The sequence below is a fragment of the Aestuariimicrobium kwangyangense DSM 21549 genome (genome assembly GCF_000421525.1).
GTDB lineage: Bacteria > Actinomycetota > Actinomycetes > Propionibacteriales > Propionibacteriaceae > Aestuariimicrobium > Aestuariimicrobium kwangyangense.
In genome coordinates this window covers 67074-90334 of the sequence record NZ_ATXE01000001.1, presented here as the reverse complement: position 1 = coordinate 90334, position 23261 = coordinate 67074, and the positions used below count along the sequence as shown (strand labels likewise).

Genomic DNA, 23261 nt, shown 5'->3' with positions numbered 1-23261 from the left:
GGACTCAGCCGAGCGCACGGACGACCTCGCCGATCACGCAGACCGCCGGCGGGGCCACTCGCTCCTCTGCGGCGCGTGCGGCGATGGTGGCCAGGGTGCCGTCGATCCGCCGCTGACTGGGCAGGCCACCGTTCGCGACCACGGATGCGGGAGTGTCGGCGGGTCGTCCGTGAGCGATCAGGGTCTCGGCGATCGACGGAAGGGACTTCACGCCCATCAGCACCACCAGGGTCATACCGGTGGCGGCCAGCGCGCCCCAGTCGGCCTGGTTGCGGGGATCGTCGGGTGCGACGTGCCCCGAGACGACCACGAATCCCTGCGTCACCCCCCGATGGGTGACCGGGATACCAGCCAACTCGGGCACGGCAACGGCCGAGGTCACCCCGGGGATGACGCGCACCTCGACGCCGGCCTCGGTGCACGCCAGCCACTCCTCGCCGCCTCGTCCGAAGACGAAGGAGTCGCCGCCCTTGAGACGCACCACGTCCTTGCCCTGGCGGGCCAGGTCGACCAGCTGCTGGTTGATGGACTCCTGCGGGGTGAAGGCGCCGCGCGGCAGTTTGCCCACGTCGATGACCTGCACGTCTGGGTTGAGTTCCCAGATCAGATCGCTGGGAGCGAGGTGGTCGGTGAGCACGACATCGGCCTGGATCAGCGCCGCTGCTCCCGCCAGGGTCACCAGACCTGGGTCTCCCGGCCCTCCGCCGACCAGCGTGACCCGTCCGCCCACCCGGGGGTGGTGCGGCTTGGTCTCGTCCGGCGAACCGGGAGACTGGGGTTCCGCGGGGGAGGGGTGTACGGCCACGGGTTCACTCTAGGTGACCCCCGTCGGCTACCCCGACCGGGTTCAGGACTGGCGCAGCTGACCGCCCTCACACACCGCGCGGCAGCGGGGCTACGGTGGAGCGCGCCCCATACGAGCGGACGAGGAGCAGTCGATGAGCGAGACCATGCCAACCAACCAGCAGCAGATGCGGATCGGCATCATCATCGGATCCGTGCGGGAGGGCCGCAAGGGCGAGGCAGTCGCCCGTTGGGTGAAGGACCGTGCCGACGAGCACCGGGGCGCGGCCGAGGCTGGGCTCAGGTTCGAGGTGGTCGACCTCAAGACCTTCGAGCTTCCGGTGTTGACCTCGCCCACGGTTCCCGGATCCGCCAACCGGAACTACGACAGTCCCCAGGTGACCCGCTGGAGTCAGACCATCGACGACCTCGACGGGTTCATCTTCGTCACCCCCGAGTACAACCACTCTGTTCCCGGAGCGTTCAAGAACGCATTCGACTCCATCGCTCCCGAGTGGACCCTCAAGCCGGTCGCCTTCGTCAGCTACGGGGCCGATTCGGGCGTGCGGGCCGTGGAGCACTGGCGCACCATCGTCTCGAACTTCCAGATGGTCGACGTACGCCAGCAGGTCTCGATGAGCACGTTCAACGAGTTCGGCCCCGACGGGTTCCGTCCCGACCAGCGCAGGAGCCGCTCGATGACGACCCTGCTCGACCAACTCACCCACCTCGTCACCAGGTTGCGGGGCTGAGATGGCCGACCACACGCCTGCACCCGACAGCCCTGCACCCGACAGCCCGGCCCCCGACAGCCCGACCCCCGACACCCGTGCGATCGTGGCTGCACGGGAGTCCGGGATCCCCTTCACCGTCTCCCGCCACGGTCGCGTCACCAGCGTGGAGGAGGCGGCAGCCGCGCGGGGGATCGAGCCCCGGGATCTGCTCAAGACCCTCGTCGTCCGGATGCCCGACGACTCCCACGTCTTCGTGCTGGTGCCGGGCGACCGACAGTTCAGCTGGCCCAAGTTGCGAGCGCTGTTGGGCACCAACCGATTGTCGATGCCCGACGCGGCCACCGCCCTCGCGGTGACCGGCTACGAGCGGGGGACGATCACGCCGTTCGGTTCGTCCCAGGCACTGCCGGTGTACGTCGACTCGTCCGTGGTGGGACGCACCGTCTCGCTGGGGGGCGGGGGTCACGGGGTGGGCCTGACGGTCGCCGCCGAGGACGTGATCGCGCTGTTCGACGCCACGGTGGCGGATCTCTCGGACTGAATCATTCCTGGCGTGACGCCTCATGCCGGGACCGGGCGCACGACCCGAGGGTCAGCCCACCTGGCCACCACTGGAGGCCCGGACCACCAATTCAGGTTCGAAGCGGACGGCCCGTCGCTCAGCCCCGCGCTCGCCCAATTGCTGCAACAGCAGGTCGACGGCGGTGGTGCCGATCAGTCGCGCCGGTTGTCGCACCGAGGTCAGCGGCACCACGGTGGCGGTCGCGAAGTCGATGTCGTCGTAGCCCACCAGGGCGATCTCGTCCGGTACCCGAACCCGACCCGACATGACCAGCGCCTGCAGCAACCCGACCGCCATCAGGTCGTTGGCGCAGAACACCGCATCGGGACGATCGACCGGGCGCCGGTCGGCGAGCAGGTCGCCAGCGGCTCGTCCCTCGAGCACGGTCAACGCCGGACGCTCGATCACCTCAAGGGTTGCTCCGGTACACCGGTCGACCGCACGACGGGCACCCTCGAGCCGATGCCTCACCTGGGTCAAGGACACCGGCCCACACACGAAGACAATCCGGCGCCTGCCCCGGGCCAGCAGGTGCTCGGCCGCGAGTTCCCCGCCCAGCACGTCGTTGACCGAGACCGACGAGAACGGGCTGTCGCCCGGATCGCGGTCGACCAGCACCACCGGGGTGCCCGACTCGTGCAGACGGAGCAGTGCGGAGGGGTCGTCCGTGGTCGGAGTGATCAACAGCCCACCCACCCGCTGTTCCCGGAACAGGTCGAGATAGGACGCTTCGCGGGCGGGGTCCTCGACACTGTTGCCGACCAGCACCGACAGGCCGGCAGCGGCCGCGGCCAGTTCGGCCCCGCGGGCCACCTCGGCGAAGAACGGATTTCCCGCATCGAGCACGACCAGGCCGATGCTGCGGCTGCGTCCGGCACGAAGCTGGCGGGCGGCGTCATTGCGCACGAACCCCAGCTGCTCGATCGCGGCGTGCACGCGGCTCAGGTTCTCGGGGGAGACCCGCTCGGGGTGGTTCAGCGCGTGGCTGACGGTTCCGACCGACACCCCGGCCTCGGTCGCCACATCACGCACACTGACCACGGCGTCACCCTAACCCACCCCGCGGGCGCACCCTTGACCACTGTGACCGGGTACACCTAGGCTCCGATTGAAACGATTCAAAAGCAACGGAGCGACGAACGATGACCCTGACCGACGCCGGTTCCCTGCCCGCCGAGGTGCTGGCCCAACTCGAGCGGCAGGCCATCGAACTGCCGAGTTGGGCCTTCGGCAACTCCGGCACCCGGTTCAAGGTCTTCACCACTGCCGGCACCCCACGCACACCCTTCGAGAAGGTCTCCGACGCCGCCCAGGTCAACCGCATGACCGGGCTCGCGCCCAGCGTCGCCCTGCACATCCCGTGGGACCTGGTCGACGACTTCGGGGCGCTGCGTGAGCATGCCGAGTCGGAGGGGGTGCGGCTGGGCACCATCAACTCCAACACCTTCCAGGACGACGTCTACAAGTTCGGCTCGCTCACCCACGTCGACCGCGCGGTGCGCCAACAGGCGATCGACCACCACTACCGCTGCCTCGAGGTGATGGCGGCCACCGGCTCCCGTGACCTGAAGATCTGGTTGGCCGACGGGTCCAACTACCCCGGGCAGGCCGACCTGCGCGGACGGCAGGACCGCCTGGCCGAGTCCCTGCAGGCCATCTACGACCGGCTGGCCCCTCACCAGCGCCTGGTGCTGGAGTACAAGTTCTTCGAGCCGGCGTTCTACCACACCGACGTCCCTGACTGGGGCACGGCCTACGCCCAGGTGACAGCCCTCGGTGAGCAGGCCGTGGTCTGCCTCGACACGGGGCACCACGCGCCGGGCACCAACATCGAGTTCATCGTCATGCAGCTGCTCCGCCTCTCCCGGCTGGGCAGCTTCGACTTCAACTCCCGCTTCTACGCCGACGACGACCTGATCGTCGGCGCGGCCGACCCCTACCAACTGTTCAGGATCCTGGTCGAGGTGATCAGGGGCGGGGGATTCAACTCCCCCGACGTGGCCTTCATGCTCGACCAGTGCCACAACGTCGAGAACAAGATCCTCGGCCAGATCCGTTCGGTGCTGAACGTGCAGGAGATGTCGGCTCGCGCCCTGCTGCTCGACCGCGAGGCGCTGGCCGCCGCCGAGGCCGAGGGTGACGTGCTGACGGCCAACGAGATCTTCGTCGACGCCTTCCAGACCGACGTGCGACCAGCCCTCGCGCAGTGGCGCGAGAGCAGGGGCCTGCCCGCCGACCCGATGCGAGCCCAGCGGGAATCCGGCTACCAGTCCACCATCGAGGCCGCCCGGGTGGGCGGTACCCAGGCCGGGTGGGGCGCCTGACGGCGCTCGTCCGACCCCTTCCCACGACCAGCAGAGGACCCATGAGCACCACCCCCCAATCCCTGACCGCCGAGACCCTGATCGCACGCTCCAACCGACTGGGGGCCGACCCCCGCACCACCAACTACGCCGGCGGCAACACCTCGGCCAAGGGCCGGGCGAACGACCCGGTCACCGGAACCGAGACCGACCTGCTCTGGGTGAAGGGATCCGGCGGTGACCTCGGCACGCTCACCGAGTCGGGGTTGGCCGTGCTCCGCCTCGACCGCGTGCGCTCGCTCGTCGACGTGTATCCCGGGGTCGATCGTGAGGACGAGATGGTGGCAGCCTTCGACCACTGCCTGTTCGGCAAGGGTGGGGCTGCTCCCAGCATCGACACAGCCATGCACGCGCTCGTCGACGCAGCCCATGTCGACCACCTGCACCCCGACGCCGGCATCGCCCTGGCCACCGCCGCCGACGGCGAGCGGCTGACCGAGGAGATCTTCGGGGGCTCGGTGGTCTGGGTGCCGTGGCGCCGACCGGGGTTCCAACTGGGTCTGGAGATCGCCGCCCTGCACCGCGCGCACCCGCAGGCGATCGGCTGCATCCTGGGTGGCCACGGGATCACCGCCTGGGGCAGCACCTCCGAGGAGTGCGAGGCCAACTCGATGTGGATCATCGAGACCGCTGAACGCCACATCGCCGAGCACGGACGACCCGATCCCTTCGGCCCGGTGCTGGCCGGGCACGAGGCCCTGCCCGAGGCAGACCGTCGGGACAGGGCGGCGGCTCTCGCACCCACCCTGCGCGGACTGGCCAGCACCGACCGTCCGATGGTGGGGCACTTCACCGATGCCGAGGTGGTGCTCGACTTCCTCGCCCGGGCCGAGCACCCGAGGCTCGCCGGTCTGGGGACCTCCTGCCCCGACCACTTCCTGCGGACGAAGGTCAAGCCGTTGCTGCTCGACCTGCCCGCGACCGCGACGTTGGACGAACAACTGGCGCGACTGCGCGAGCTGCACCAGCGGTACCGGGCGGACTACGCCGCCTACTACCAGGCCCATGCCACCGCTGGGTCACCGGCGATGCGGGGTGCCGATCCCCTGGTGGTGCTGGTGCCGGGAGTCGGCATGTTCAGCTACGGCCAGAACAAGCAGACGGCCCGGGTCGCTGGCGAGTTCTACGTCAACGCCATCAACGTGATGAGGGGCGCCGAGGCCCTGTCGACCTACACCCCGATCAGCGACGCCGAGAAGTTCCGGATCGAGTACTGGGCGCTCGAGGAGGCGAAGTTGCAGCGGCTTCCCCGCCCGAAGTCGCACGCCACCCGCATCGCGGTGGTGACCGGGGCGGCGTCCGGCATCGGCAAGGCCACGGCCCAGCGACTCGCGGCCGACGGTGCCTGCGTGGTGGTGGCCGATCTCGACCTCGCCAAGGCGCAGCAGGTGGCCGAGGAGGTGGGGGCGGCTGCCCAGTCAGGCAAGGGAGCCCGCGCTTCCGACGTGGCGATCGGGGTGCAGTGCGATGTCACCGACGCAGCCCAGGTGCAGGCGGCCGTCGACGCGGCGGTGCTGGCCTTCGGTGGGCTCGACCTGGTGGTGAACAACGCCGGTTTGTCGCTGTCGAAGCCGCTGCTCGAGACGACCGAGGCCGACTGGGACCTGCAGCATGACGTGATGGCGAAGGGCTCCTTCCTGGTCGCGAAGGCTGCTGCGAGGGTGCTGGTCGAGCAGGGCATGGGTGGCGACATCGTCTACATCGCCTCGAAGAACTCGCTGTTCGCCGGGCCCAACAACATCGCCTACTCGGCGACCAAGGCCGACCAGGCCCACCAGGTACGCCTGCTCGCCGTGGAACTCGGGCAGCACGGGGTCAGGGTGAACGGGGTCAACCCCGACGGGGTGGTGCGTGGGTCCGGCATCTTCGCCTCGGGATGGGGAGCCAACCGGGCCAAGACCTACGGCATCGCCGAGGACGACCTCGGCGCCTTCTACGCCCAACGCACCCTGCTCAAGCGAGAAGTCCTGCCCGAGCACGTGGCCAATGCCGTGGCCGTGCTCACCGGACCCGATCTCTCCCACACCACCGGCCTGCACGTCCCCGTCGACGCCGGGGTTGCGGCCGCCTTCCTGCGGTGAGCCCTGCCGTGAGCGCTGCTGGGGGGCGGTTCGCGGCCGCCGACCTGGGCGCTTCCAGTGGGAGGGTCGTGGTGGGGTCACTGACGCCCGACCGGAGGGTCGAGCTCGGCATGGTGCACCGTTTCCCGAACCAGCCGGCGCGGATGGAGGACGGTCTGCACTGGGACGTCGCGGGATTGTTCGAGCAGGTTCTCGAGGGTCTGCACCGGGCAGGTCCCGTCGACTCCGTCGCCGTGGACTCGTGGGCGGTCGACCACGGGCTGGTCGGCACCACCGGCGGGGGGACGCGTGGTCTCCTCCATCCTCCCTTCCACTACCGCGACGACCGTTGTCAGCGTGGGGTCGAGCGGGTCCACGCCAAGATCGGGCCGGCCGAGCTGTACCGCATCAACGGGCTGCAGCACCTGCCGTTCACGACCTGCTTCCAGCTGGCGGCCGAAGCCCCCGGCTGGCTCGAGGCCGCCGATCGGATGCTGCTCGTTCCCGACCTGCTGGCGAGTTGGCTGTGCGGGGTCGAGGTCACCGAGCGGACGAACGCCTCCACCACCGGACTGCTCGACCCGCTGACCCGTGGGTGGAACCTCGACCTGATGCGGAGGCTGGGCCTGCCAACCGGGCTGCTCGCGCCGCTGGTCGACCCGGGAACACGACTGGGGTCACTGCTGCCCGCAGTGGCCGAACGGGTCGGGTACTCGTCCGAGGTGGTGGCGGTCGCCTCCCACGACACCGCCAGTGCGGTCGCCGCAGTACCCGCCGTCAGCTACCGGTTCGCCTACATCAGCTGTGGCACCTGGGGCCTGGTCGGTCTCGAGCTCCACCGCCCCGTCATCACCGAGGACGCCCGCCTGGCCGGGTTCACCAACGAGGGTGGGCTGGGCGGGACCACCCGATTCCTGCACAACGTGATGGGCCTGTGGCTGATCACGGAGTGCCTGCGGGCCTGGGGCGCGGCCGACGACCTGGAGGGCTTGCTCGCCGAGGCCGGGCGGCTACCCGTTCCGGTCGGTCTCGTCGACGTGGACGACGACCGCTTCCTCGCCCCGAACGACGCCGGACGAGGGACGATGCCCGACCGTCTCGACGACTGGTGCCGCGACCACGCTCTACCGGTGCCCACCTCGCGCGCCGGCACCGTGAGGCTCGTGGTCGAGTCGCTGGCCGCCGCCTTCGCCGACGCCGTGCGCCGGGCCGCTGCGCTGGCCGGGCACGAGGTCGAGGTGGTGCACCTGGTGGGCGGTGGGGCCCAGAACGGGTTGCTCTGCCAGCTCACGGCCGATCGAGTCGGACTGCCGGTGGTCGCCGGTCCCGTCGAGGCCACTGCCCTGGGCAACCTGCTCGTGCAGGCGCGGGTCGCCGGTCTCCTCGGCGACGACCCGGCCGAGCTGCGCGCCGTGGTGGCGCGCAGCACGGTCACCCACAGGTACCTGCCCTCGAAGGGCCGCCGGTAGGCACATCTCAGGCCTGCACCTTCTCCTGGCCCCCCGAAGCCTGGCCCCCCGAAGCCTGGCCGCCCGCCGGCTGGGGCAGCACCTGGTTGAACCGGACCATGTTCCCGGCCGGATCGCGGAAGGCGCAGTCGCGCACACCGTAGAACTGGTCCTGCGGTTCCTGCAGAAGTTCGGCACCCGAGGCCCGCACCTTCTCGAAGAGTGCGTCGACGTCGTCCACGGAGAAGATGAGTGCCGACAGCAGTCCCTTGGCGAGCAGGGACGCCTGGGCCTGCTTGTCCTCGTCCGACATGGGCAGGCCGCCGACGCCGATCTGCTGCACCACGATCTCGAGTTCGGGCTGGGTGGGGGTCGAGAAGGTGAGCCAGCGGAAGTCGCCGTTCTTGACGTCCTTGACGACCGTGAGGTCGAGCACGTCGCGGTAGAAGGCGAGCGCGGCCTCGGGATCGTCGACGGTGATGAAGCAATTGGCCAGGGTGAGTGAGTTCGTCATGACCGCAACGCTACGGCGGGCCAGGGGCGGAGGCTTCTCCGTTCCTGACCGGTTGCCGGTCGGGTCAGCTGCGGCGGGGCCGGATCGCGTGCTTGGCGAAGCAGCCCGGGATGCCGGCCCACTCGTCATGGGAGGAGGCGCGGTACTGACTCGGTGTCATGCCCACCAACTCGGTGAACCGCGCCGAGAACGAGCCGAGCGAGGTGGCCCCGACGGCCATGCAGACCTCTGTGACGCTCATCGTGCCGTGCCTCAGCAGGGCCTGGGCGCGCTCGATCCGCCGGGTCATCAGGTACTGGTGGGGGGTCTCGCCGAAGGCGGCCTTGAACTGGCGCTGGAAGTGGCCGACCGACATCAGCGCCTCCGAGGCGAGGGCCGGCACGTCGAGCGGCTCGGCGTAGTCGCGATCGATCCGGTCGCGGGCTCGCCGCAACCGGATCAGGTCGTCGTGCTCCACGCCAGCCATCCCATCACAGTCCCTCTGCTGGCCGGTGGATCCGGGTGCGGGGGAGATGGGCTGTGGGGGCGTGGGGGGATGGGGCTGGGTCGATGGGCGGGTGCTGGTCAGCGGGTGACGCGGGCCAGCAACTGCTCGAAGGGCGTGAACCCCGGTACCTCGTCGTCGCCGACCGCTTCTGTCGCTGCCAGCGACTGCTCCGCCGCGACGGATCGCCCGGACCCGACGACGCGGGCCGCCAACTCACCGGCGGCCCGGGCCACCCGGGTCGAGACCTGCGAGCCCTCGGCGTCCCCGAAGTCGGCGGTCGCGGCGAACACACCGGTGCGCACGGCGTCAGCCCCGAGGTAGGCGAACAGCGGACGAAGCGCGTGGTCGATCATCAGCGAGTGGCGCTCCGTGCCACCGGTCGCGGCCAGCAGCACCGGCTTGTCGGCGAGTGCTCCCGGTTCGATCACGTCGATGAAGCTCTTGAACATGCCCGAGTACGAGGCGGAGAAGGTCGGGGTGACGACGACCAGGCCGTCCGCCTCGGTGACGGACGCGATCGCCTGCTCGAGTGCCTGGGACGGGAACCCGGTGAGCATGTTGTCGACCACGGCGTGGGCGTGGCTGCGCACGTCGACGACGGTGACCTCGGCCTCGTCCCCGGCCATCACGAACGCATCCTGCACGGCGACCTTGAGCTCGTCGGCCAGCATGGCGGTGGTGGAGGGGTTGCGCAGGCCGGCCTGCACGATGGTGATGCGGCGCATCAGTGGTTTCCTTCCTGGCTGAGCCCGGCCGTGGCCCTGTCGAGGTGATTGGCGGGGTCGAGGTGATTGGCGGGCTCGAGGTGGTTGGCGGGCTCGAGGTGGTTGGCGTCCTCGGCGCGGGTGCCGGTCCACCGGTCGGTCCTGGGGGTGGTGTCGATGCTCTCGTGAGGTCCTCCCGCGGCCTCGACCAGCGAGCGGTGGGTCGGGGCGTCCGGTACGTCGGCCGGCTTGAGGGCGGCGAACTCCTTGCGGAGCACGGGGACGACCTCGGTGCCCAGCAGTTCGATCTGCTTCAGCACGGTCGGCAGCGGCAGGCCGGCGTGGTCCATCAGGAACAGCTGGCGCTGGTAGTCACCGACGTAGTCACGGAATCCGAGCACCTTCTCGATCACCTGCTGGGGGCTCCCGACGACCAGGGGGGTCTGCTCGGTGAAGTCCTCCAGCGAGGGGCCACCGCCGTAGACGGGGGCGTTGTCGAAGTAGGGACGGAACTCCCGCACGGCCTGCTGCGAGGTGGGGGCGATGTAGGCCTGGCCACCCAGCCCGACGATCGCCTGGTGGGCGGCGCCGTGACCGTAGTGCTCGTAGCGACGACGGTAGAGGCTGACCATCGCCTTGGTGTGGCTGGCCGGCCAGAAGATGTGGTTCGAGAAGAACCCGTCACCGTAGTAGGCGGCCTGTTCGGCGATCTCGGGGCTGCGGATCGAGCCGTGCCACACGAACGGGGCCACACCGTCCAGCGGACGCGGGGTGGAGGTGAAACCGTGCAGCGGGGTGCGGAAGTTGCCCTCCCAGTTGACGACGTCCTCGCGCCACAGCCGGTGCAGCAGGTCGTAGTTCTCGATGGCCAGTTCGATGCCCTTGCGGATGTCCTTGCCGAACCACGGGTAGACGGGGCCGGTGTTGCCGCGTCCGAGCATGAGGTCCATGCGTCCGTCGGTCAGGTGCTGCAGGGTGGCGTAGTCCTCGGCGATGCGCACCGGGTCGGTGGTCGTGATCAGCGTGGTTGCGGTCGACAGCAGGATGTTCTCGGTCTGCGCCGCCACATAGGCCATCGTCGTGGTGGGGGACGAGGCGACGAAGGGCGGGTTGTGGTGCTGCCCGTAGGCGATCACGTCGAGGCCGACCTGGTCGGCGAGCTTGCCGATCTCGACCTGCGCCTTGATGCGCTGGTACTCGCTGGGTGTCTTGCCGGTGGTCGGGTCGGTGGTGACGTCGGCGACGGTGAAGAGTCCGAACTGCATGATGTCTCCCATGTGGTGACCTGGAGTCTGGTGCGGGGTGGTTCCCGATTCGTCCGTCTCAACGCCGGGGGATGCTTCGGCATTCCAGTTAGTTGAGAATTCAACTATAGGCCAGGGATGGGCGGGCCCACCGGGGTCTCGCCAGTTGCCCGCCTTCGGGGCCAGTTGCCCTCCTTGGGCTCAGCTGCCCTGTCCCTGGACGGGGGCAGGTGCACGGAACGCGGGCATCCTGCCCGGGACGCGGGCATCCTGCCCGGAACGCGGGCACCCAGCACCGGCCGCGGCCCATGACGCTCGCCCCGGTCGAGCCCCCTAGTCTGGACGGGTGCAAGCCCACGCCGTGACCCGGATCCGCTGGGCACTGCACGCGCTCGTGATCGCGCTCACCGTGGGCACCGTCGCCGTCCTCCCGAGCACTGACCAGGCGCGTGGTGCCACGTGGGCGGCCGCGGTGGTGATGGTGCTCGTCCACCTCGTGGGGGTCGTGGCCTTGCCGGTGCTGCGTGATGGACGAGCCGATGCCCACGACCTGCGCGGGCGCCAGCGGGTGACCCTGCTGATCTGGTTCGTGGCCCTCCTGCTGGCCTGGCTCATGCTGCTGTGGCTCTCGGTGGGGGCGGCCTACGTCGCCTTCCCGCTCTTCTTCCTGTCGCTCCACCTGCTCGGGATGCGTCTGGGTGTGGTGGCCCTCGTGGTCGAACTCGTCGCCACCGAGGCCGGGATGGCTCGCCACTACGGCGGACTGACGTGGCCGCTGGTGCTGGGGCCCACCATCGGTGCCGCGGTCGCGGTCGCCACGGTGATGACCTTCAACGCCCTCGTGCGCGAGAGCGACCACCGTCAGCGGTTGATCACCGAACTCGAGAGCACCAGGGCTGACCTGTCCGCCGCCCAACACGACGCGGGGGTGATGGCCGAGCGCGAACGACTGGCCGGCGAGATCCACGACACCCTCGCCCAGGAATTCCAGGGCATCAGCCTGCTGTTGGCTTCCGCGCTGCGCGCGCTCCCGGACAGCCCGGCAGTTGCGGAGCCCCTGGTGGTGCAGGCGCGCGAGTCGTCCCTCTCGGGGCTCGCCGAGGCCCGCCAACTCGTCGCCGCCCTGGCGCCAGCCGACCTGACGCACACCACCCTGGTGGCGGCCCTGGCGCGCCTGGCGGATCGTTCGTCCACCCCAGACCTGTTGGTGACACTCGAGGACGACTTGGCGGGCCGGCGGTTCCAGCCCGAGGTCGAGGTTGCCCTGCTGAGGGTCGCCCAGTCGGCCGTGGCCAATGCCGTCCGTCACTCCGGAGCACACCGGTGCACGGTGCAGGTGTCACCGCAGGGCCTGGTGGTCTCCGACGACGGACGAGGGTTCGATCCCCGACGGACCGGCTCCGGCTACGGGCTTGAGTTGATCCGACGACGTCTGGACGAGATCGGCTGGCGGCTGGTGGTCACGTCCTCGGGCCAGGACGACCAGCGCACCGGGACGGTCGTGGAAGCGACACCTCCGGCCTGACGAGCTGCGCACGGGCCCACCCCGGTGGGCGTCCCATTCGGCGAAATCCCGACCTCCGCGGGAATGATTGAGTGTTCAACTGCGTTGGGGAGGCGGAACACGTCAGGCCGCAGTACGGCCAACTGAGAGGAACCACATGTCCACCATTTCGGTTGTCATTGGCAGTACCCGCCCCGTTCGGGTGGGCGAGCAGGTCGCGCGTGAGCTGCTGCCCCTGCTGCAGAACGCCACGGACCACGAGGTGCGCCTGGTCGACCTCAAGGAGCAGAACCTGCCCCTCGCCGAGGAGACCCTCCCGCCCCGGATGGGCCGCTACGAACTGGAGTCGACCCGCGCCTGGGCCAAGGTCGTCGACGAGTCCGACGCCTTCATCTTCGTCACCCCCGAGTACAACGGTGGCTATCCCGCCTCGGTCAAGAACGCCCTCGACGTGGTCTTCGCCGAGTGGAATGGCAAGCCCGCCGGCCTCGTCGGCTACGGCTGGGGAGGTGCGGGCCGCGCGAACGCCCAGCTCGCCAGCATCATCCCCAACTACCAGATGCAGCTGGTCACCGAGCCCGTCGCCATCCCGTTCGGCGACAACGCCCCCGGTGAGAACGGACTGGTGGCCGACCCCGCGGCCCTCGTCGCGCCCGTCGCCGACCAGGTGCTCGGCCTGCTCACGGCTGTCGAGCACGCCCTCGCCGAGGAAGCGGCAGACCAGGACGCTGCCTGAGTCACAGACGCCCGATGGAGGGGCGCCACCACACGGTGGCGCCCCTCTTCCATGTCCAGAAGTGGACCCATGATCGGCAGGTGCCGCTGGATCTGGTCCACGGACGCGAGTCGGGGCCATTTCTGGACACGCGCGGGAACCCCCACCCCCGCGGTCGCCGGTTCGTTGTCAACCAGACGATGGACGATCCGCCCACGCGCCGGGAGGTGCCCCGCACCTAACCTCGAAGAAGCCATCGGGGCGGGTTGAGGAGTGCACATGAGCAAGCAGGGCGAGGCGCTGACGAGCAGGACCATGGTGGGCAAGGTCGGCGCGTGGCTGGTGCTGGTCGCCTACCTGGTCGTCTTCGTCGGACTGAGCGGGGTGCTGGGATCACTGTCGACCGCCAGCCGTGACGCCAACCTGCCGACCGAGGCCCAGTCCCGGATCGCAGCCGAGCAGTTGGCATCGTTCCCCGGCTCAGACCGCTCCGTCGTCCTGCTGGTCACCACGCGGACGGACGGTGGTGCGCTCACCCAGGCCGACCTGGGTGGGGTCGCCACAGTGGCTGGCGCCCTGAAGGCCGTGCCCAGGCCCACGATCAGTGAGGACGGCAAGGCCGCGATCACGCTGGTGCCGGTGCCCGCCACCGAGGACGACGCCGCCAACAAGCAGCAGGTCAAGGAACTGCGCGCTGCCGTGGCCGAGCAGCGTCCGAACGAGTTGACCATGCAGATCACCGGAGGTCCCGCGTTCGGCGCAGACATCGCAGCGAGTTTCGAGGGCGCGGACTTCACCCTGCTGGCGGTCACCGTCGGCATCGTCGCCGTGCTGCTGCTGATCACCTACCGTTCCCCGGTGCTGTGGCTCATCCCCCTCGTGGTGGTCGGCATCGCCGATCGGCTGGCCCAGACCCTCACCAATGCGCTGGCGATCGTGTCGGGGTGGCACGGGGAGCCGGGCATCGTCAGCGTGCTCGTCTTCGGTGCCGGAACCAACTACGCACTGCTGTTGATCAGCAGGTACCGGGAGGAACTGCACCGGCACAGCGACCACCGCGTCGCGCTCTGGACGGCATGGCGGGCCAGCCTCGGCGCCATCCTTGCCAGCAACCTCACCGTGGTCGGTGGCCTGATGACCTTGCTGTTCGCCGCCCTCCCGAACACCCGTGGGCTCGGCCTGGCGAGCGCGGCGGGGCTGCTCTGCGCGCTGATCGCTGTCCTGGTGGGACTGCCTGCCCTGCTGGCGATCGTCGGCCGCCGGATCTTCTGGCCCTTCGTGCCTCGGGTCGACTCCGACCAGGTGCAGAAGCCGGGTGTCTGGGGCGCCATCGCCCGCGGGGTCACCGCTCGTCCGGTGGTCTCCCTGGTCGCGGGCCTGGCGGTGCTGGGTGTGTTCGCCACCGGGCTGTTGGGGGTGCGGGTCGGTCTGGACCAGGCCGACCAGTTCCGCGTGGCCTCGGAGTCGGCCACCGGTCTCGAGACCGTGGCCTCGCACTTCCCCGCCGGGGAGACCTCCCCCCTGACCGTGGTCGCGGCCAGTGATCGCCAGGCGGCGTTGCTGAAGGGCCTGGCGGCCGAGCCCGGTGTCGTCCGGGTGCTGCCGACCGGCGCGGACGAGGCTCGTGGCCGGGTGTCGCTGCAGGTGACCGGCAGCCCCGTGCCCGGCACCGCCGAGTCGCTCCAGCTGGTGCGTGACCTGCGGACGACCGCCGCTGCGATCGACCCGACTGCGGTGGTGGGCGGGCAGACCGCCCAGGACCTCGACCAGCGCGAGGCCCAGAGCCGTGACCTCAAGGTGATCGCCCCCTTGATCCTGCTGGTCTGCTTCGTGGTGGTGACGGCTCTCACCCGCTCCGCGATCGCTCCGCTGCTGTTGCTGACGGTCAACGCCGCCAGCGCGGCCGCTGCCCTGGGTGCCGGCTGGTGGTTGAGCCGGACGTTCATCGACAAGCCCGCCTACGCCATCGAGGTCCCGCTGTTCGCCTTCCTGTTCCTGGTGGCGCTCGGCATCGACTACACGATCTTCCTCGTCGAACGGATCCGCTCCGAGTACGCACTGCGCTCGGGCAAGGACGCCACCCGGTTGGCCACGGTCGAGGCCGTCCGCCACACCGGCGCGGTGATCACCTCGGCAGGCATCGTGTTGGCCGCTGTCTTCGCGGCGCTGGGGGTGCTCCCCCTGGTCGTGATGGGGCAGCTGGGCATCATCGTGTGCCTCGGGGTGCTGGTCGACACCCTGGTGGTGCGCACGGTCATCGTCCCGGCCCTGTTCACGCTGATCGGGCACCGCATCTGGTGGCCTCGGCGTCGCACCGGGGCGGGCGCGCAGGGCTGAGGGCGTGCCTGTGAGCCCACGGGTCTCGACACGCTCGCAGGCTGCCACTCGACTGGCGTGGCGCCAGTCAGGGACGACGCCGGGTGCGGTTGGCGTACCAGACGCTGAACCCGCCCAGAGCCAGCCCCAGCAGGGTGAGCCCCGCGATGAGCGGCCAGTTGCGTCCACCGTCACGGGGGGTGTTGGCCCCGGTCGGCCTCGATGACTGCGAGGCCTCCGACGTGGGGTCACCCGGCGAGGCCGAGGTCGGGTCGGAGGTCGGCTCAGCCGAGGGGCTCCCGGAGGGTTTCGGCAGCGACGGTTCCTCATAGGTGGGCGCCCCGGTGCCGGCGGTGCCGATGTTCTGCAGCGTCAGCGTGACCGGGATGGTGTTCGCGGGCGAGGTGGGGTTCTTCGACAACGTCACCACCACGTAGTACTCGCCGGCGAGGCCAGCGGCCACGCTCGCCTCGTCGAGGGAGTGACGGTTGCGGTAGCGCACCTCACGGGTCCCTGCGGCCAGGTTGACCCCGTCGTCCCAGACGATGTCGGAGTCGGCGTGTGGGGGCTTGTCGTAGCGGGCGTTGGCCTCGCCGCCCAGCGGTGCGAGCAGGGTCAGTTCCATCTTGTCGTAGTCGTCCTTGCCCTTGTACTGGGGCAGTCGGCCGGTCGACAGGGTCGCCTCGAGGCGCTGCCCCCACCCGACGGGCACCTTCAGCACCCGGAACTCACCGGGGACGATGTCGAAGGTGTGGGTGCCCGGCTGCACGCTGGGCGCCTTGGTCAGGCTGGTGGCGGTGACCACCGGGGTGGCCTTCACGGGCTTGATGGGCGTCCACGGGAGCTTGTCCTCGGGAACGGCCGTCGGCAGCGACGACTCCTGCTCGACGGGAGGCTCCTCGAACACGTTCAGCTGGAACTTCTGCTTCGACAGGTCGGGCGCGTCGTCGGCGTCGTCCGCCTCGATCTGCAGCACCAACTGGCTGGTCTGGCACTCGGTGATGGAGTCGTCCCTGCGTCCCGCCGAGTTGGCGCGTCCGGTCATCAGGCCTGCGGTGCGTCCGCGCGTGGTCCAGGCATAGGGATAGCCGGAGCCGCAGGTCGGGTAGCCGGCGTCCTGGGGGACGACCTTCATCGAGGTGAAGGCGTAGTTCTTGTCGGGGGTCAGCGTCGGGGTCATCGTGAGGCCGGCCCAGAAGGTGGACCGGTCCATGGTGCGGTCGAGCCGGTAGAACTTCTTCTTCCCCGGCGCCGGCATGGTGTCGGTCCAGGTGGCAGCGGTGATCGGGGTCGCTGAGGCGGCGTCCGGGGCTCCCTGCACGGGGGTCCCCGACACCTCGAACGGTTCCGAGGCACGCTTCTTCGCCTGGTTGAGCTGGTCGGTCAGCTCGGCGGTGTCCTTCACGTCGGTGTACTGGCCGCGGCCCACCTTGGCGACGCACTGCAACTGCTGCTTGGCCTTGCCCGCCACGTCGAACCCGACCACGTCGATGCGCACGTCGATGCCCTGGTTGGCCAACTTCTGGGCTGCGGTGCACGGATTGGTGCTGCAGGTCTCCTCGCCGTCGGAGATGAGGACGATGGAGCGCTGCCCCGAATTGCCGACATCCTTCCCCGCCTGCTCGAGGGAGTAGCTGATGGGTGTCTCGCCGAAGGGTTTGAACGTGGCCACGGCCCCCTTGAGGGCAGCCTTGTTGTTCGTGCCGATCGGGACGACGAGCTGGGAGTCAGCGCAGGCGTTGCCCGCGCTGCGGTCGAACACCTTCGCCCCGTAGACCCGGAGTCCCACGTTGGCGGCGGGGTCGAGGGAGTCGATCACGGTGTTGAGGGAGGCCTTGGCGGCCTCCATGCGGGTCTTGCCATCGGCAGCCTTCTCGGCCATCGAACCGGACGAGTCCAGCACCAGCAGCAGCTTTCCGGCCTGCTCGGCGTGGGCGGGTGGGGCGGCGAGAACAGTGGTCCCGGCCACCGTCAGTGTCGCCAGCAGCGCCACCATGATCGTTCGGACAAGACTCCTGGTCGCCATGGGCGCTCCCCTTCGCTCGAAACGCTCCGAGGGTAGCCGCCTCGAGGGTCGGAACCGGCGGCGCAGCCTCCTACAGTGGGCTCGTGATCCGCATCGTGCTCGTCGACGACCATCCGGTCGTCCGTCAGGGGCTGCAGGCCCTGCTGCGCAGTGAGCCCGATCTCGACGTGGTGGCGGGCGTCGCCACTGCCCGGGAGGCGCTGGCCGCTGTCGACACCCACGCGCCCGACCTGGTGCTCACCGATCTTCGCCTGGGTGACCTCACCCAGGACGGCGTCTGGCTGGCGGGCCAACTCAGCGCTCGCGTGCCCGTGCTGGTGCTCACCACCTACGACCACGACCGTGACATCGTGCGGGCGGTCGAGGCCGGGGCGTCCGGATACCTGCTCAAGGATGCTTCCCCGGAGCGCATCATCGAGGCGGTGCGTGCCGCGGCGATGGGGCACGACGTCTTCTCACCCGAACAGACGGTGCGGGTGACGGCCACCCTGAGGGGCCCCAGGGTCGAGGTCTCCGACCGCGAACTCGAGGTGCTCTGCCTGGTCGCGCAGGGAGCGACGAACCGCCAGATCGCCAAGCACCTGTTCGTCACCGAGGCCACCGTCAAGACCCATCTGGTCAGGGCGTTCAGCAAGCTGGGGGTCGACTCGCGCACCGGTGCCGTTGCCCGCGCGCGCGAACTGGGACTGCTGCGCTGAGGACCCATGTGCGCTGATGACCCATGCCGCCGGCGATCCGGGCGGTCAGTGGGTGAACTTCAGCCCCACCACGCAGCCGACGAGCACCACGATCAGCAGCACCCGCACCAGACTGACCGGCTCAGCACCGGTGGCCATGGCCCAGGCCACGGTGGTGGCCGCACCGATGCCGACCCAGACGGCGTAGGCGGTTCCGACCGGCAGCGTGCGCATGGCCTGGGCCAACCCGACCATGCTGGCCACGACGGCGACACCGAACACGATCGAAGGGACGGGCCGGCTGAGACCCTGGGACTTGCCGAGGGCAGTGGCCCACACGGCTTCGAGCAGTCCGGACACGATGAGGACGATCCATGCCATCAGGCACTCCTTGGTTCAGATGGGGGAGTGGGGTGATGGCCGTCTTGTCCATGGTCCGGGTACGGCTCCCTCGTCCGGGCCCCTGGGGGGCGGTGACCAGCCTCTCACACCCCGGTGACGGCAGCACGGAAGGCGGCGACCACCAGGTCGATCTCGTCCTCGGTGACCACCAGTGGGGGAGCCAACCGCACCGTCTGGCCGTGGGTGTCCTTGGCCAGCACACTGGTGAGCCCGGCACCGCCCCGCAGCAGGCGCAGGCAGACGTCGCGCGCCGAACCCACGGCCGGGTCGATGTCGATCCCCGCCCACAGACCCGCCCCGCGCACCTCGGTCACCCCGTGCCCGACCAGCCCGGCGAGCTCGTCATGCAGCCTGTGGCCCAGGCGCCGCGCGCGCTCCTGGAAGGTGCCCTCCTCGAGCATGCGGACCACCTCCAGTCCCACGGCTGCCGCCAGTGGGTTGCCTCCGAAGGTCGAGCCGTGGGAGCCGGGGGTCAGCACCCCGAGCACCTCGGCATCAGCGACCACGGCCGAGACGGGGACGATGCCACCGCCCAACGCCTTGCCCAGCAGGTAGACATCGGGGACGACCCCCCACAGGTCACAGGCGAAGGTCTCCCCGGTGCGTCCCAGACCTGACTGGATCTCGTCGGCGATGAACAGCACGCCACGCTCTCGCGTGATCCGGCGCACCTCGCGCAGGTAGTCGGGGGAGGGCACATGGATGCCCGCCTCCCCCTGGATCGGTTCGAGCAGCACCGCCACCGTGTTCGGGGTGATGGCGGCCTCGAGCGCCGCGGCATCGCCGTGGGGCACCAGCACGAAACCGGGGGTGAACGGGCCGAACCCCTCGCGCGCGTCAGGATCGTCCGAGAAGCTGATGATGGTCGTGGTGCGGCCGTGGAAGTTCCCGTGGGCGACGATGATCTCGGCCCGGTCGGCCGATACTCCCTTGACGAGATACCCCCATCGGCGAGCCACCTTGATGCCCGACTCCACAGCCTCGGCGCCGGTGTTCATGGGCAGCACCATCTCCTTGCCGCACAGCTGGGCCAGTGCCTCGACGAACGGGCCGATGCCCGCGGAGTGGAACGCCCGACTGGTCAGGGTGACCCGGTCGAGTTGGGCCTTCGCCACCTCGACCAGGCGTGGGTTGGAATGGCCGAAGTTGACCGCCGAGTAGGCGGCGAGGCAGTCGAGGTGTCGTCCGCCCTCCACATCTGTGACCCAAGCACCGTCCGCGGCGGCGATGACGACCGGAAGGGGGAGGTAGTTGTGCGCGGCATGCCTCTCGACCTGCTCGATCGCCCGTTCGGTGGCGGACATGATGTCGTCCGTCCTGCGTCAGCGACGCAGTTCGAGGGTGCAGCACTTGACGGAGCCGCCACCCTTCAGGAGTTCGGGGAGTGCCACCCCCACGACCGTGTGCCCGGCAGCCTCGAGGGCCGCCGCGAACCGGGGGGCCCGGTCGGTGAGGACGATGGAGGACCCGTCGCCGAAGGAGTTGAGGCCCAGCACCCCGGCCTCGTCGGCGCCGACCTCGATGGCATCGGGGAAGCGACGTCGGATCTCGGCCTGACTGGGTCCGTCGAAGGCATCGGGCAGGAAGGCGACCGAGTGCGCCACCACCGACATGGCCGTGTCGAGGTGGTAGTAGCGGGGGTCGACCAGGCGCAGGCTGACCACCTCGCGGCCGAAGATGTCGCGCAGTTCCTGGTGGGCTCGGGGGTCGGTGCGGAACCCGTGTCCTGCCAGCAGCACGTCGTCGACGACCAGGATGTCGCCCTCGCCCTCGTTCACGAAGTGCGGCTCCCGACAGTCGAACCCCAGTTCCTCCAACCGGCGCAGGTAGGCAGCGCTCTCGGGCTGGCGCTGAGGATGGGTGAAGGATGCCCCGTAGGCGATGCCGTCGAGGGTGAACGCACCATTGGCGGCGTAGACCATGTCGGGCAGGCCGGGGATCGGCTCGATGAGGTCAACGTCGAAACCGAGCGTCCGATAGACGTCCACCAGCGTGCGCCACTGCTCCACTGCCAGCTCGGACGAAGCACCTGTGCTCGGGTCCATCCATGGGTTGATGGCGTAGCTCACCTCGAAGTACCGGGGTTCGCACATGAGCACGGAGATGGCTCGAGGAGGGATCGCTCCGGTGGCTGTGGCGGCCAGCGTGGATGTCGTCATCCACGGAGTCTGACACGACAATCATCAGTAATCCATACCTGAAGCCGAAAAACTTGAGGCGAGAGCAGCACCCAGCCGAAATCTTCCCTGAGAGAGGTGGGGCTGGCCCCCCATCAACGCGTCAGCGGTCGACGGGCCCGATCCACCCAGAAGGGTGCACTGAGGTGGGGTCCCTCGCGCTAGCGTGGATGGCAACCGCCTGTGGCAACCGCCGCAGATCCAGAAAGGAAAACGCACATGGGTGTCGATGACAAGCTGGAGAACGCGAAGGACAAGGTCGTTGGTCAGGGCAAGGAAGCCGCTGGCAAGGCGACTGACGATGAGCGACTCGAGGCTGAGGGCCGAGCCGATCAGACCAAGGCCGACCTCAACCAGGCTGGCGAGAAGGTGAAGGACGCCTTCCGAAGCTGATCACCCTCAGCTGTGGTGGACAACGGCGGGGTCGCACGAATGGTCGCGACCCCGCCGTTGTCATGTCTCAAGGGCCTGCAGTCAGGCCGTCTCGGCATCCTCCGAGCGCAATTCTTCCTCGGCCGCTCCGCCGTTCGAGCCGGTGCCCGCGTGACGTCCGTGGTCGATACCGGGGAACCAGGGCAGTTCACCCTCCGCTGCCTTCATGATCGAGACGCAGGCGGAGCGCAGGTGCTCGAGCTGTTCGGGGGTGAGCGGATCGATCACCAGTTGGTGCACCGCGTTGACGTGACCGGGGGCGGCAGCCACCACGGCCTCCATGCCCGCGTCTGTCAACGTGGCCAGGATGGCGCGGCGATCGTCCCGGCTGCGACGGCGGATCACCCAGCCCCGCTGTTCGAGCTTGCCGACCACCTGCGACAGCCTCGACAGGGACCCCTCGGAGAGCTGCGCGAGCTCCGACATGCGCAGGGTGCGGTCGTCGGCCTCGCTGAGGCAGGTCAGGACGGTGTACTCGAAGTGCGTGAGGTCGGAGTCGTGCTGCAACTGGGCGCTGAGCAGGGCTGGCAGCCGCACCAGCAGTCGGGCCAGGGCAAGCCAGGCCCGCTGCTCGTCGGCATCGAGCCAGCGGGGCTCGTCGGGGGTGTCGTCGGCACGCATGATCGCCCACTCTAGGTCGTCGTGGGGGCCGCTTGGCCCTCCATCCGGACCGTTCCACCCCCTCGACGGTCGAGGCCCCGGATCCCGGGCACGGACCCTCAGCAGCCGTCGGGCCCGCAGGCCTCCGCGTTCTCGCTGCCGGCGATGCTGATCGGCCGAAGACCTGTCGTCGGGTGCGCCTCGTCCCACACCTGCGCGAGCGCCTGCTCGAAGACCTCGGCTGGCTGTGCGCCCGAGATGCCGTACTTCTCGTGGAGCACGAAGAAGGGCACCCCGGTGACACCGATCATCGCCGCGGTGTCGATGTCCTGTTGCACGAGCGCATCGTGCTCGGGGGAGTCGATGGCGGCCCGTGTCGTCGTCTCGTCGAGGCCGGCCTCGGTGGCGAGGCGGACGAGCACCTCGGGGTCGCTGATGCGCTCGCCGTCGACGAAGTGGGCGCGCAGCAGGCTGGTCTCGAGCGCGTGGGCGTCGGCGGCCCGGTCTGATCGGGCGGCATGCAGCACCCGGTGCGCCTTGCGCGAGTTGGCGACCTTGACCGTGTCGAAGTTCAGGTGCAGCCCCTCCGTGGCGGCCGCCTCGTTGACGTGGGCGAACATCTGCTCGACCTGGGCCGCGGGCAGGCCCTTGCGTTCGGAGAGGTACTGCAGCTCGGTGCCGTCGTACTGCTCGGGCAGGGTCGGATCGAGCTGGAAGGAGTGGACGGTCACCTCGACCTCGTCGGCGTGCTCGAAGTCGGCCAGGACCCGCTCGAACCGGGTGAGCCCGATGTGGCACCAAGGGCAGGCGATGTCGGACCAGATGTCAATCTTCATGCTTGAAGCAACCTGTGCGCGGTGCGAAACATTCCTCGGGCACCCGTCCCGTCGCGGCCGCGCACGGGCGACCGTGGTGCAGGGTAACTGGCACAGGGGAACTGGCACAGGCCGTGCGCCCTCGCCGGCTCGCCCGTAGGGTCTGCGCATGACTGCTCCGCACCTGTACCTGTTGTTCCCCGGCACGGCCCGGGAGGCGCTCGAGTTCTACCAAGGGGTCTTCGGCGGACGCCTGGAACTCAACACCTACCAGGAGTTCTCGCGCACCGACGGGCCCGGTGACGCGATCGCCCACGGCATGCTGACCGACGGATTGGTGACCCTGTTCGCCAGCGATGCCGGCGCCGACGAGGACGCCTTCTCGATGACCGGGGGCATGTTCGCACTGCTGGGCACCGCGGACCCGGCGACCCTGACCCGCTGGTTCGACGCGCTCGCCGACGGTGGACGCGTGCTGGATCCGCTCGTCAAGCGCCCGTGGGGTGCCACGGACGGGCAGGTGGCCGATCGCTACGGATTGCGGTGGCTGATCGGCTACGAGGACTGAACCAGAACTGGACCGGGGCGCGCCCCCTCGAACGCCTTCGGGTGTTCCTGACTGTGCGGGTCTTCTCGCGACACGTGTCCAGAAACGGCCCCGGGATTGCCTCCGGCGGGAGGATGGCGGACGGATGGTC

The 23261-nt window shown here is 69.6% G+C and carries 23 protein-coding genes and 1 riboswitch; of the genes, 11 read left to right on the top strand and 12 right to left on the bottom strand.

Features of this window, described 5'->3' with window-relative positions; translation table 11 throughout:
* Window positions 1–4: 4 nt before the first annotated feature.
* Window positions 5–730 (bottom strand): uroporphyrinogen-III C-methyltransferase, encoded by a 726-nt coding sequence (gene cobA / locus H507_RS13680; RefSeq protein ID WP_022908750.1) that lies wholly within the window; start codon window positions 728–730, stop codon window positions 5–7.
* 208 nt (window positions 731–938) lie between these two features.
* On the opposite strand from cobA, the gene H507_RS0100450 reads away from it, so the two are divergent.
* Together H507_RS0100450 and H507_RS0100445 are read left to right on the top strand one after the other, a co-directional pair.
* Window positions 939–1535: an NADPH-dependent FMN reductase gene (locus H507_RS0100450; RefSeq protein ID WP_022908749.1), complete on the top strand. Its 597-nt coding sequence runs from the start codon at window positions 939–941 to the stop codon at window positions 1533–1535.
* Window position 1536: 1 nt separating this feature from the next.
* Complete coding sequence (locus H507_RS0100445) at window positions 1537–2058, top strand: aminoacyl-tRNA deacylase (protein ID WP_022908748.1); 522 nt, start codon at window positions 1537–1539, stop codon at window positions 2056–2058.
* Window positions 2059–2109: 51 nt separating this feature from the next.
* Here H507_RS0100445 and H507_RS0100440 read toward each other — a convergent pair whose 3' ends face one another.
* Entirely contained in the window at window positions 2110–3120 is a 1011-nt protein-coding gene (locus H507_RS0100440) for a LacI family DNA-binding transcriptional regulator (protein WP_022908747.1), read from the bottom strand.
* Window positions 3121–3221: 101 nt separating this feature from the next.
* On the opposite strand from H507_RS0100440, the gene rhaI reads away from it, so the two are divergent.
* The 3 genes from rhaI to H507_RS0100425 are packed head-to-tail and all read left to right on the top strand — an operon-like array spanning window position 3222 to window position 7971.
* Window positions 3222–4403, top strand: a complete 1182-nt coding sequence (gene rhaI / locus H507_RS0100435) for an L-rhamnose isomerase (RefSeq protein WP_022908746.1) — start codon at window positions 3222–3224, stop codon at window positions 4401–4403.
* A gap of 41 nt (window positions 4404–4444) precedes the next feature.
* Window positions 4445–6523, top strand: coding sequence for a bifunctional rhamnulose-1-phosphate aldolase/short-chain dehydrogenase (locus H507_RS0100430; RefSeq protein WP_022908745.1), 2079 nt, complete (start codon window positions 4445–4447; stop codon window positions 6521–6523).
* Window positions 6524–6531: 8 nt separating this feature from the next.
* Window positions 6532–7971: a rhamnulokinase gene (locus H507_RS0100425; protein ID WP_026377556.1), complete on the top strand. Its 1440-nt coding sequence runs from the start codon at window positions 6532–6534 to the stop codon at window positions 7969–7971.
* A 7-nt stretch (window positions 7972–7978) separates the two neighbouring features.
* Here H507_RS0100425 and H507_RS13675 read toward each other — a convergent pair whose 3' ends face one another.
* From H507_RS13675 to H507_RS13665, 4 genes are all read right to left on the bottom strand, one after another.
* Entirely contained in the window at window positions 7979–8464 is a 486-nt protein-coding gene (locus H507_RS13675; RefSeq protein ID WP_022908743.1) for a VOC family protein, read from the bottom strand.
* Between the two features lie 64 nt (window positions 8465–8528).
* On the bottom strand, window positions 8529–8930 hold the full coding sequence (locus tag H507_RS0100415) for a helix-turn-helix transcriptional regulator (RefSeq protein ID WP_022908742.1): 402 nt from the start codon (window positions 8928–8930) through the stop codon (window positions 8529–8531).
* 98 nt (window positions 8931–9028) lie between these two features.
* Entirely contained in the window at window positions 9029–9676 is a 648-nt protein-coding gene (locus tag H507_RS13670; protein ID WP_022908741.1) for a CE1759 family FMN reductase, read from the bottom strand.
* Window positions 9676–10920: an LLM class flavin-dependent oxidoreductase gene (locus H507_RS13665; protein WP_084707648.1), complete on the bottom strand. Its 1245-nt coding sequence runs from the start codon at window positions 10918–10920 to the stop codon at window positions 9676–9678. Before H507_RS13665 ends, H507_RS13670 begins: the two co-directional genes overlap by 1 nt.
* A gap of 325 nt (window positions 10921–11245) precedes the next feature.
* On the opposite strand from H507_RS13665, the gene H507_RS13660 reads away from it, so the two are divergent.
* The 3 genes from H507_RS13660 to H507_RS13655 all read left to right on the top strand — a co-directional run bounded on the left by H507_RS13660 (window position 11246) and on the right by H507_RS13655 (window position 15455).
* Window positions 11246–12424: a sensor histidine kinase gene (locus tag H507_RS13660; RefSeq protein ID WP_022908739.1), complete on the top strand. Its 1179-nt coding sequence runs from the start codon at window positions 11246–11248 to the stop codon at window positions 12422–12424.
* A 136-nt stretch (window positions 12425–12560) separates the two neighbouring features.
* On the top strand, window positions 12561–13139 hold the full coding sequence (locus tag H507_RS0100395) for an NADPH-dependent FMN reductase (protein WP_022908738.1): 579 nt from the start codon (window positions 12561–12563) through the stop codon (window positions 13137–13139).
* A 258-nt stretch (window positions 13140–13397) separates the two neighbouring features.
* Window positions 13398–15455 (top strand): MMPL family transporter, encoded by a 2058-nt coding sequence (locus H507_RS13655; protein ID WP_022908736.1) that lies wholly within the window; start codon window positions 13398–13400, stop codon window positions 15453–15455.
* A gap of 67 nt (window positions 15456–15522) precedes the next feature.
* Here H507_RS13655 and H507_RS0100380 read toward each other — a convergent pair whose 3' ends face one another.
* Window positions 15523–17460: a vWA domain-containing protein gene (locus H507_RS0100380; protein WP_084707565.1), complete on the bottom strand. Its 1938-nt coding sequence runs from the start codon at window positions 17458–17460 to the stop codon at window positions 15523–15525.
* Window positions 17461–17543: 83 nt separating this feature from the next.
* Here H507_RS0100380 and H507_RS0100375 point away from each other — a divergent pair, with 83 nt between their 5' ends.
* The gene (locus H507_RS0100375; RefSeq protein ID WP_022908734.1) at window positions 17544–18158 is read left to right on the top strand and encodes a response regulator; all 615 of its coding nucleotides are present in this window, start codon (window positions 17544–17546) and stop codon (window positions 18156–18158) included.
* A 45-nt stretch (window positions 18159–18203) separates the two neighbouring features.
* On the opposite strand, the gene H507_RS0100370 is transcribed toward H507_RS0100375, so the two are convergent.
* The 3 genes from H507_RS0100370 to ddaH all read right to left on the bottom strand — a co-directional run bounded on the left by H507_RS0100370 (window position 18204) and on the right by ddaH (window position 20698).
* Entirely contained in the window at window positions 18204–18518 is a 315-nt protein-coding gene (locus H507_RS0100370; RefSeq protein WP_022908733.1) for a DMT family transporter, read from the bottom strand.
* 34 nt (window positions 18519–18552) lie between these two features.
* A riboswitch (guanidine-III (ykkC-III) riboswitch) is annotated at window positions 18553–18614 on the bottom strand.
* An 8-nt stretch (window positions 18615–18622) separates the two neighbouring features.
* Window positions 18623–19843 (bottom strand): ornithine--oxo-acid transaminase, encoded by a 1221-nt coding sequence (gene rocD / locus H507_RS0100365; RefSeq protein ID WP_026377555.1) that lies wholly within the window; start codon window positions 19841–19843, stop codon window positions 18623–18625.
* Window positions 19844–19861: 18 nt separating this feature from the next.
* A complete protein-coding gene (gene ddaH / locus H507_RS0100360; protein WP_040437330.1) occupies window positions 19862–20698 on the bottom strand; it encodes a dimethylargininase in 837 nt (278 codons plus the stop codon).
* Window positions 20699–20935: 237 nt separating this feature from the next.
* Between ddaH and H507_RS13650 the strand changes: the two genes are divergently transcribed.
* A complete protein-coding gene (locus H507_RS13650; RefSeq protein ID WP_022908732.1) occupies window positions 20936–21109 on the top strand; it encodes a CsbD family protein in 174 nt (57 codons plus the stop codon).
* 81 nt (window positions 21110–21190) lie between these two features.
* On the opposite strand, the gene H507_RS13645 is transcribed toward H507_RS13650, so the two are convergent.
* On the bottom strand, window positions 21191–21769 hold the full coding sequence (locus tag H507_RS13645; RefSeq protein ID WP_022908731.1) for a MarR family winged helix-turn-helix transcriptional regulator: 579 nt from the start codon (window positions 21767–21769) through the stop codon (window positions 21191–21193).
* A gap of 98 nt (window positions 21770–21867) precedes the next feature.
* Window positions 21868–22584 (bottom strand): DsbA family oxidoreductase, encoded by a 717-nt coding sequence (locus H507_RS0100345; RefSeq protein WP_022908730.1) that lies wholly within the window; start codon window positions 22582–22584, stop codon window positions 21868–21870.
* A gap of 148 nt (window positions 22585–22732) precedes the next feature.
* On the opposite strand from H507_RS0100345, the gene H507_RS0100340 reads away from it, so the two are divergent.
* Window positions 22733–23131 (top strand): VOC family protein, encoded by a 399-nt coding sequence (locus H507_RS0100340; protein WP_022908729.1) that lies wholly within the window; start codon window positions 22733–22735, stop codon window positions 23129–23131.
* The last annotated feature ends 130 nt before the right edge of the window (window positions 23132–23261 follow it).